We start from the raw sequence: 9,603 nt of genomic DNA, 5'->3' as shown, positions 1-9,603 counted from the left end.
CAGCGTAGCAGCCAATAAAACTGCTACGCTTAAAAGTCTAACTTTTTGGGGTCACATCATTGAAAAATTCAGACCCCTTCCTTTTTATCCCTATCCACAGTATACTTCAATTGCTTTAGCAACGAAGCCAGCCGTACCTTTTCCGGCGGCATAATCGATGTTTTCGGTGAATTCGCCACCGGAAGCATACAGGGAACCAAGTCCGCTTAAAATCGTATTGGTACATTGGTAAAAATGCTCGGAAATGTAATCCTGTAGGTGTTTTACCAGCTTCTGGACTTCCGGAGCATTTGCCGGTTTTTCTTTTAAGCTGCCGAATTCTACAAAGATAAGCATCAGATTTTTATAGGCATCCTGTTCTTTTTCCAAAGAAGTGGAAGAATGCTTCTTTTCGTATTCTTTATAGGCATCTGTCTGTTCCCACTGTTTCTTTGCACGCTCGGCATATTCAACCATTTTGGTTGTATCAAATACAGTAAAATCCATTTGTTTCACTCCTGATAATTTTATTTTTCGAGCAAAAGAAAGCAGATTCTTAAGATGCTCCTGTTTCATGGTCAACAGCTCAATCTGCTGCTCCAATGCTTTGGCTCGGTCAAAATCAGGGGCGTCGAGAATGCGTCTGATTTCTTTTAAAGGAAATTCCAATTCTTTGAACAGTAAAATCTGTTCCAACCGTTCCATTGCTGTATCGTCATACAACCGGTAGCCGGATTGGCTATAGGAAGCTGGTTTTAAGAGCCCTATGGAATCATAATATTGCAGGGTGCGTATACTCACGCCTGTCAGTTTACTTACTTCATTTACTGTCATCATGGAAAGTTCCTCCTCTCGATAAACATAGTCTAAGCTGTTACGTAACGTAGGAGTCAAGCAAAAAAGAAAATTTTATACAAAAAATTATTCCGCTTCTATTTCCGCCTTGATTTCATCTTCGGTTGCCGCCATTGCCTGTAAAGTCATGGTAAGCAGTTTCTCTAAATCCCAGCCAAGCTGAGCGGCACCGCGCTCGATGACTTCGCGGGAACATCCGGCAGCAAAGCCTTTGCTTTTATATTTCTTCTTTAAGGATTTTAATTCCATATCTTTCGTGCTCTTGGATGGACGCATCAGTGCAGCAGCCCAGATAAGACCGGTTAATTCGTCTGCGGCAAATAAGACCTTTTCCATTTCGTGAAGCGGTTCCACATCAATGGTTGTGCCACATTCTACGGTAATGCCGTAGCCGTGGGAGCAGACCGCATGAATAATGTCATCCGAAACGCCGCCATCCTTTAACAATTCCGGAGCCTTAAGACAATGCTCGGCAGGATATAATTCGAAGTCGATATCGTGAAGCAGTCCCACGATACCCCAGTATTCAGCATCCTCGCCATAGCCTAATTCATTGGCATACCATTTCATAACAGCTTCAACCGTAAGCGCATGCTGAATATGAAAAGGGTCTTTGTTATATTTTTTCAGTAATGCAAAAGCATCATTTCTTGTAATGTGTTCCATTTTTTCGACCTTCTTTCTTTTGGCAGTTCAGTAAAATACTTCAGTAAAAATATACACCGGATAAAATAAATGTGCAAATCAAATTAGTGTGGAAAGAGGGCATTTTTTGCATATGGCATCATTATCCAAAGAACTGCTGCAGGGATTGTTAAGAGGAAAGCTTGGTTTCAACGGAATGATTACTACAGATGCCACCAATATGGTAGGCTTTGGCTGTGCCGGAAGACGTAAAGAGCTGCTTCCGAAATCCATCAATGCAGGCTGTGACATGCTTTTATTTACGAAGAATCTGGAAGAGGATTACGAGACTGTTTTAGAGGCAGTTAAGAGTGGCATAATTTCAGAAGAACGTCTGAATGAGGCGGTTACTTATATTTTGGCAACAAAAGCATTTTTGAAGCTGCATGAGAAACAGAAATCGCATACTCTGATTCCGGATGAGTTCGCCCTTGATATTTTGCGTTGTAAGAAGCATATTGACATGGCATATCAGGTATCCGATAAAGAAATTACACTGGTAAAGGATGAGCAGAATCTTCTGCCACTTTCTAAGGATAAATATAAGAAGGTACTGACCATCGTATTAGGAGATGCCATCAGTGCCAGCGGAAAACCGGCAGTGGGAGACCACCAATCGGATATGATACACCATGGTTTGTCCATGAGATTCCGACCATGTTTATCTCCATTGCAAATCCGTATCATATGCAGGATGTGCCGATGATAGAGACCTTTATCAATGCATATACAGCCAATGAATTTAACGTTGAAATGCTGGTAAAGAAAATAAATGGCGAGTCATCCTTTAAGGGAAAGAATCCGGTAGACCCGTTCTGCTATCAGAGACAGACAAGAACCATATAAAAGTACAGGGATAAGAGGAAAAAGATGAAAGCCTTGAAATTATACTGGATCGATATGAAGGAAAGGCACCTTGAAGAGAACCAAAAAGAAATCCTTTTACTGGTACAAGAAAGTAATCGAAAGTAACGGAGAAATTCTAAGATAAACGGCTGTTATTATCTTAAAAAATATTGCATATTTACGAAAAAATAGGAAAAAAAGTAAAAAAAACCCCTTGTTCTATCGGAAAACCTGTTTTATAATAGAGGGAAAAATGAACAGGCATACGGAGGAAGAAGTAGAAATGAGCAAGAAACTGATTATCGTAACATCACCGCCAGCTTGCGGGAAAACATATATTTCAAAAGAACTGGCAAAGAGATTAAATCATATTGTATATCTGGATAAGGATACTTTAATTACATTATCTAAACAGATTTTTGTAGTGGCTGGACAGCCATATAATAGAAGCAGTGATTTCTTTGAGAAGAACATTCGTGATTATGAATATGAATGTGTTGTAAATTTGGCACTGGAGGCATTGGAGTATGAAGATCTGGTTCTTATCAATGCACCATTTACAAGAGAAATCCGTGATATGGAATATATCAAAGGTCTGAAAGCCCAGCTGGCAAAGAAAGATGCTACATTAGTAACAATCTGGGTACAGACAGATCCGGAAATCGTTCATGAGAGAATGATTACCAGAGCATCTGACCGTGATGATTGGAAGTTAGAGCACTGGGATGAATATATTGCATCCTGTAACTTTGAGATTCCGGAAGATCTGCATGATCCGAATGTAAAAGATGATTTACTGATTTTCAATAACAACAATGATGAAGAGTTTGAAAAGTCCATGAAAGAGATTACTGGAATCTTAAATGAGACTATCAATCAGGACTAATTACATAGTTTAAAAGTGATCCCCCGGCAAAATGCTTCTTATGGGAAGAGAAGTATTTTGCCCGGGGATTTTTTACTTTACAGGAAATTGCTTTCCTGTAAAGTAAAAAATGCTCCGCGAGGATGCGCACTGCGGCGTATATTGTAGATGTCGCAAGCGACCGCCGCAGGCGCGATAATGTGCCAAGGCACATCCTTTTTTTATAACAGAATGTGGAGAACTTTTTGTATTTGTGCTATGATGTGAATATGTGGAGCATATATGGAATAGATATCCGGCTGTTAAAAGAACATCCGGAATATAAAGAACAAATAAAATTGCTTCCCACACGTTGGGAGAAGGTAAATAAAATAAAAAAAGAAGAGGACAGACTGCGGAGTCTTGCTGCAGGCATCCTGCTTTCCTATGGGCTACGGGAAAATGGTATAGATTTAGATGCCTGTCAGCTTATAATGGGAACCCATGGCAAGCCGCAGGTGGCAGGCTGTGAGGGACTGCATTTTAATCTGTCTCACACAGGAAACTATGCAGTGGCGGTATTTTCTGATGCACCGGTTGGAATTGACATCGAACACCGGAGAGCATTAAAGCAGACGCTTTTGGACAAGTGCTGCACAAAGGACGAGCAGGCATGGATACAGAGCCAGCCGGATAAAGAAATGGCATTTGTACGTCTCTGGACAGCCAAGGAAAGCTATGTAAAATGGAGTGGCGAAGGAATTACCTTTCCATTAAAGAACATTGCAGTTCACCGGAGGGAGAATGGCATCGCATCTTATCCGAAGAAAGATGGCATAGCACTTTACCGGGAAGGCATCCTGCAGCCGGTAAACTTCGCAGAGCATGATGAGATACCGGATTACCACATCTGCGTGTGCACGGAGTCTGAGAAAGAAAATGCGGCAGAAATTATATGGCTACAAGAGGACAGCTTCTCATGAGCAATGTCAGCGCATGATTCACATTTGCTGTCTGCTAATTATGGGGCGGGGGAAGTGACAGAAAGGCAGAAGAAGGATGAAAAAATATAACACTGTTATCTTTGACTTGGATGGAACCTTATTAAACACATTAAAGGATTTGACTGATGCAACCAATTATGCATTGGAAAAATATGGACAGCCACAGCACAGTATGGAGGATGTCCGGAAATTTGTCGGAAATGGCATCCGCAAGCTGATTGAGCGTGCGTTAGAGGGCGGAGAGGAAAATCCGGAATTTGAGCATGTATTTGCAGCTTTTAAAGAATATTATGGTGAGCATTGTAATGATACCACCTGTCTTTATCCGGGCGTGGAAGAAATAATTACTTCCTTAAAGGGACAGGGCTATCGCCTTGCAATTGTTTCAAATAAAGCAGATTTTGCAGTAAAGGAATTACAGCAGATTTATTTTAAAGGAAAGATTGAAGTTGCCATTGGAGAAAAAGATGGCATTCGTAAGAAACCCGCGCCTGACACTGTTATGCAGGCGTTAAAGGAGCTTGGAAGCAGCAGTGAAGAAGCGGTCTATGTAGGCGATTCTGATGTGGACATTGCAACAGCAGCAAATTCCGGTATGCCATGCATCAGTGTGACCTGGGGATTCCGGGATGTTCCATTTTTAAAGGAGCATGGAGCAACACATCTGGCAGCTAGTGCTGAAGAATTGTATGCAATTTTAGATGAATTCAATGCGTAAAAAGGAGAATGGCAAATGGAAATTATCCGACAGATGCAGGAGCGGAAGGACTTGACGGAACGGGAAAGAAATATTCGTGATTATCTGATGGAACATCCGGAGGCTGTCATTTCCATGACAGCAAAGCAGTTAGGGGAAGTTTCTTATAGCAGTACTGCAGCTGTAAGCCGCTTTTGCCGGAAAATCGGCTGTCAGGATTATGGAGAATTCCGGCTGCGTTTCCTAAGTGAATTGCAGAGTACGGAGGGTGGACAGGAGACGACCACAGAGCATTTTGTAATACAGCAGCAGGAAAATGCCATGACCATTATGAATAAGATTGCGGACATTGACACCCTTGCCGTTGAAAAGACAAAGCGTCTTCTTACGATTGATCAGCTGGCGCGGGTGGGAAAAATGGTGCATGAGGCCAAGTACATTGATTTCTATGCCTTTGATATGAATATACATCTGGCACGCTACGGCTGCAGTCAGTTCTTCCATTGCGATAAGGTGGCAAATACTTATGCGGAAGATAATATACAAAGGATGATGGCATTGCAGAATAATGAAAATCATCTGTCCATCATGATTAGTCATACCGGAAATAATAAGAAGCTGGTGGAACTGGTAAGGGATTTACATCGGGCAAAAGCAAAAACCATTCTGATTACATCACAGGGCAAAAGCAGGATGAAAGCATATGTGGATGAGGTTCTGCTGACACCAAGAACACTGACAGAGTGTGGAAGTATCCGGATGGAAGGGCTGTGGACAGTGGCATTTTCCGCAGCAACAAAATACCTTCTGGATGTTATGTTTGCAATGGAATTTTCTGCCGGTTATGATGAAAATATAAAACTGAGCAAGCAATATTATGAGATTGGTGCAAAGAACCTGTGTGATACAGAAAAATCATAGCAATAAAATGAAACAAAATTTCAAGATTTTATTCATAAGAGCCGATTCTTTTGAAACGATCATTCAAAATCCGTCACACTTGTTGCAGAGAACAGAAAACATGTTATCCTTGGACTGTAAGGAAGACATCGCCATATGTCCCTTGCATTTATAGCATGTTGGAGCCCGGAAAATAAATTCCGGGCTCCGTTAAAAAAGGAGTGACGCATATGAAATTAAAGAAGAAAATGAAACGAATGTTAGAAGCAAATCTGATGAATGTAATACTTGCAACAGAGCAACAGGGATTAAAGAAACTGATGATTCATTTCTTAGAGACTTTATAACTAGAATTTTGATAACTGCAATATTACATTTATAAAATAAAAATATTATCAGGAGGGAGACGCATATGAGTATAACAGTAAATCTTTATTACACCGGTGAAAATGGAAATGCATTAAAGTTTGCCCGGGAGATGGAAAGCAGCGGAACGGCAGATGCAATCCGCCGGGAAGAGGGCAATTTAAGGTATGAATATTTTATACCGATGCAGGATGAGAAAACGGTGCTTTTAATAGACAGTTGGGAGAACCAGCAGGCATTAGATGTGCATCATGCTTCTCCGATGATGCAGACCATTGCGGCATTGAGGGATAAATACGACCTTCACATGAGAGTAGAACGTTACGTATCGGACGATGAAACCACGCAGGATGATAAATTCATTCGAAAATAGGCAGTGGGTATAGATGTGGGAGTAACGCATTGAAAATATATTTTAGATGCAAGAAAATAAAATTTGCCCTTGACAAGTAAAAACTCCGGTGCTATTATGTTCACAACTTAAAGAAAGAAGCTTTATCACTTTCCTTCTCAACAAAGTGATGGGGTATTCTTTCTTTTTTATTTCTTTTATACTAGTATGGAACAGAATAATATGATTATTGATGGCAAAGGCGCTGTCTCCGAATAGGAGCGGCGCCTTTTTCCGCGAGTAGCGAGAAAAATCGCATGCTTGCATGCAGATTTGGCGAGCACCGCGATAACTCGAGAAACGCGTAAAGCGTGTTTCTCGTAGTTTAATAGCCAAAGACAGGAGGAATTGTTATGAGCCAGAACTCAAATTTAATTGTGGGAGTAAATGAAAAAGTAAAGCCGGGAAAAGCAATTCTGCTTGCATTCCAGCATATTTTATCCATGGATTTGTATGTATTTCCAATCCTTCTTGCAGCCATGCTTGGGTTATCTGGAGCAGACACCAGTTACCTGATTCAGATGTGTTTCTTTACCTGTGGTATTGCAACCATTATCCAGACAGGAATCGGAATAAAACTTCCGGTGGTACAGGGCGCAAGCTTTGTTGCCTTAAGCGCACTTGCAGCAATCGGTTCCACCAACGGAATGCCGACCTTAATCGGAAGCCTGATTCCGGGAGCGATCATTCTCTGTCTCCTAGGTGTAACAAAGATATTTTCCAAAATCGTAAATAAATGTGTGCCGGCTTATATCGGTGGACTGGTTATTATGATAGTAGGTATTTCTTTAACCTCTACCGCAGCCAGCGGTGTAATCAGCAGCGATGGCGGACTGATGAACAATATGGTTCCGGGTCTTGCAGCAATGCTTACATTAATTATTGTAAATGTAATCTCTTACAAAACAAATTACAGACATAAATTTTTAAGTCTCTTTTCTGTAATAGGTGCGTTGATTGTAGGCTGTATCGTAGCTGGATTTATGGGAACATTGGATTTCTCCGCAGTAAAAGAAGCAGCATGGTTCCAGGTACCAAACATATTCCATTTTGGATTACCGAAATTTGAATTATCTCCATGTATTTTAATGACATTCATTTACTTTATCGTATTAATAGAAACAACAGGCGTATGGATTACCGTCAGTGATGTAACCGGAGAACCATTAACCGATGAACGACTGAATCGTGCAGTTATCGGCGAAGGTTTAGGATGCCTCGTTGGTTCCGTTTTCGGAGGAACTCCATTAACCGGATATTCATCTAATGCAGGTGTTATTTCAATTACAAAAATCGGCAGCCGTGTCGTAGTAATGACAGCAGGTGTGATTCTTGCAATTATGGGCTTTTGCCCGAAGTTAATGGCAATCATTGCATCCGTACCGGGTTGCGTTATCAGTGGTATCTTTATTGTTATCTGTCAGATTCTGATTGCAAATGGTTTAAAAATTGTCAGCCGTGAAAAGATGACACAGAAAAAAATCCTCGTCATTGGATTATCCGTTGTATTTACCGTTTCCAGCATGGTTATTTCTTCTGATGTAATGGCAATGTTCCCATCTACCGTCCAGTACTTCTTAAGCAGTGGTACAGCAGTTGGTGGTATTACCGCAGTCATTTTGAATCTGGTTCTGCCGGAAGAGAGTGCTGAGAAGGTAAAGAAGAGTGAAGGAGTTGTTGCACAATGATAATCAAGGGGAACTTTTTGTATACACCATCCATCGATGAAATGGTGGTAAAAGAGCAGGCGTATCTTCTTATTGAAAATGGCAAAGTAAAAGCCTTTTATGATACGCTGCCGGAAGAATACCGTCAGGAAAAAGTAATTGATTATGGAGAAGCCATTATCATTCCGGCATTTAATGATGTACATATCCATGCCCCACAGCTAATCAACCGGGGCGTGGGATTTGATAAAGAACTGCTTCCGTGGCTGGAAACTTATACATTTCCGGTAGAAGCAAAATATAAGGATGTGGCATTTGCAGAAAAGGCATATAAGCTCTTTTTGAACCGCCTGTGGGCAGTGGGAACCATGCGTTTTTCCGCATTTGCAACCTTACATAAGGATGCAACCTGGAGATTCATGGAGCTGGCAGAACAGTCCGGTTTATCCGGTTATATCGGAAAAGTAAATATGGACCGCAACTTGCCGGACATTTTAATCGAGGATACAGAGCAGTCCTTAGCAGATACGGAAGAGTTGATTATCCGAAGCAGAGAGGAATTAAAAGAATTCAGTTATATATTAACACCGCGTTTTGTTCCTGCCACAACAGAAAAACTAATGCAGGGCTTGGGAGATTTAGGTGAGAAATATAATCTTCCGGTGCAGTCCCATTTATCTGAAAACCGGAGTGAAATTGCCTGGGTAAAGGAACTGCATCCTTCCATAGAAGATTATACCAGAGTATATGAAGCTTACGGACTGATGCGGAGTAACCGCACGATTATGGCACATGCTATCTGGCTTTCCGATAAAGAAAAAGATTTTTTAAAGGAAAAAGGCGTGATGCTTGCCCATTGTGCCCAGTCCAACGCAGACCTGTCCAGCGGCGTGATGCCGTTACGGAAGAATTTGGAAAGAGGACTTAGATGCTGTATTGCCAGTGATATTGCAGGAAGCCACACACCTGATATGAACCGCCACGTAGCAGCTTCCATAGAGCTTTCGAAAGTGAACTGGCTTTCCCATCCGGAGGAGAAAGCACTGCAGCTTCCGGAAGCACTGTATCTTGCAACCAAGCAGAGCGGAAGCTTTTTCGGTAAAGTCGGAAGCTTTGAAGAAGGCTATGATTTTGATGCACTGGTCATTGAAACCGATGAAATGGATGGTCTGCTGCCACGTACGCCATTTGAAAAATTAGAGCAGTATATCTATGATGGCAATGACCGGAATATTCTTGCCAGGTATTGTAAAGGAAAATTTGTGGCAAAACCATTTGCATAGCAGACATTGCATAGAATACGAAAGAAGACACGAGGTATGTTCAGACAAACAATGGTTGGTTGAAACATACTTCGTGTCTTTTACGTT

The 9,603-nt window shown here is 41.3% G+C and carries 11 protein-coding genes and 1 pseudogene; 10 read left to right on the top strand and 2 right to left on the bottom strand.

The window, feature by feature from the left end; translation table 11 throughout:
• Positions 1-90: 90 nt before the first annotated feature.
• Positions 91-816, bottom strand: a complete 726-nt coding sequence (locus DWW33_RS14940; protein WP_118639796.1) for a MerR family transcriptional regulator — start codon at positions 814-816, stop codon at positions 91-93.
• A gap of 84 nt (positions 817-900) precedes the next feature.
• Positions 901-1,500 (bottom strand): HD domain-containing protein, encoded by a 600-nt coding sequence (locus DWW33_RS14935; protein WP_118639795.1) that lies wholly within the window; start codon positions 1,498-1,500, stop codon positions 901-903.
• A 112-nt stretch (positions 1,501-1,612) separates the two neighbouring features.
• On the opposite strand from DWW33_RS14935, the gene DWW33_RS14930 reads away from it, so the two are divergent.
• The 10 genes and pseudogenes from DWW33_RS14930 (at position 1,613) to DWW33_RS14895 (ending at position 9,516) form a co-directional block, all read left to right on the top strand.
• A complete protein-coding gene (locus DWW33_RS14930) occupies positions 1,613-2,224 on the top strand; it encodes a glycoside hydrolase family 3 N-terminal domain-containing protein (protein ID WP_118639794.1) in 612 nt (203 codons plus the stop codon).
• Positions 2,221-2,364 (top strand): hypothetical protein, encoded by a 144-nt coding sequence (locus tag DWW33_RS15585; RefSeq protein ID WP_158561823.1) that lies wholly within the window; start codon positions 2,221-2,223, stop codon positions 2,362-2,364. The genes DWW33_RS14930 and DWW33_RS15585 overlap by 4 nt, the downstream gene beginning before the upstream one ends.
• Positions 2,365-2,425: 61 nt before the next feature.
• Positions 2,426-2,509 (top strand): annotated as a pseudogene (locus tag DWW33_RS15870) (beta-glucosidase); the annotation flags it as partial.
• Between the two features lie 108 nt (positions 2,510-2,617).
• Positions 2,618-3,250, top strand: coding sequence for an AAA family ATPase (locus DWW33_RS14925; protein WP_242997854.1), 633 nt, complete (start codon positions 2,618-2,620; stop codon positions 3,248-3,250).
• A gap of 224 nt (positions 3,251-3,474) precedes the next feature.
• The gene (locus DWW33_RS14920) at positions 3,475-4,191 is read left to right on the top strand and encodes a 4'-phosphopantetheinyl transferase family protein (protein WP_118639793.1); all 717 of its coding nucleotides are present in this window, start codon (positions 3,475-3,477) and stop codon (positions 4,189-4,191) included.
• Positions 4,192-4,267: 76 nt separating this feature from the next.
• Positions 4,268-4,930 (top strand): HAD family hydrolase, encoded by a 663-nt coding sequence (locus DWW33_RS14915; RefSeq protein ID WP_118639792.1) that lies wholly within the window; start codon positions 4,268-4,270, stop codon positions 4,928-4,930.
• A 15-nt stretch (positions 4,931-4,945) separates the two neighbouring features.
• Complete coding sequence (locus DWW33_RS14910) at positions 4,946-5,830, top strand: MurR/RpiR family transcriptional regulator (protein ID WP_022243503.1); 885 nt, start codon at positions 4,946-4,948, stop codon at positions 5,828-5,830.
• Between the two features lie 391 nt (positions 5,831-6,221).
• On the top strand, positions 6,222-6,548 hold the full coding sequence (locus tag DWW33_RS14905) for a putative quinol monooxygenase (RefSeq protein ID WP_022243501.1): 327 nt from the start codon (positions 6,222-6,224) through the stop codon (positions 6,546-6,548).
• Between the two features lie 371 nt (positions 6,549-6,919).
• On the top strand, positions 6,920-8,254 hold the full coding sequence (locus DWW33_RS14900) for a uracil-xanthine permease family protein (RefSeq protein WP_118639791.1): 1,335 nt from the start codon (positions 6,920-6,922) through the stop codon (positions 8,252-8,254).
• A complete protein-coding gene (locus DWW33_RS14895; RefSeq protein ID WP_118639790.1) occupies positions 8,251-9,516 on the top strand; it encodes an amidohydrolase family protein in 1,266 nt (421 codons plus the stop codon). Before DWW33_RS14900 ends, DWW33_RS14895 begins: the two co-directional genes overlap by 4 nt.
• The last annotated feature ends 87 nt before the right edge of the window (positions 9,517-9,603 follow it).

This window comes from Roseburia sp. AF15-21 (assembly GCF_003479505.1).
GTDB lineage: Bacteria > Bacillota > Clostridia > Lachnospirales > Lachnospiraceae > Roseburia_C > Roseburia_C amylophila.
This window is presented reverse-complemented; position numbering and strand designations above follow the sequence as displayed.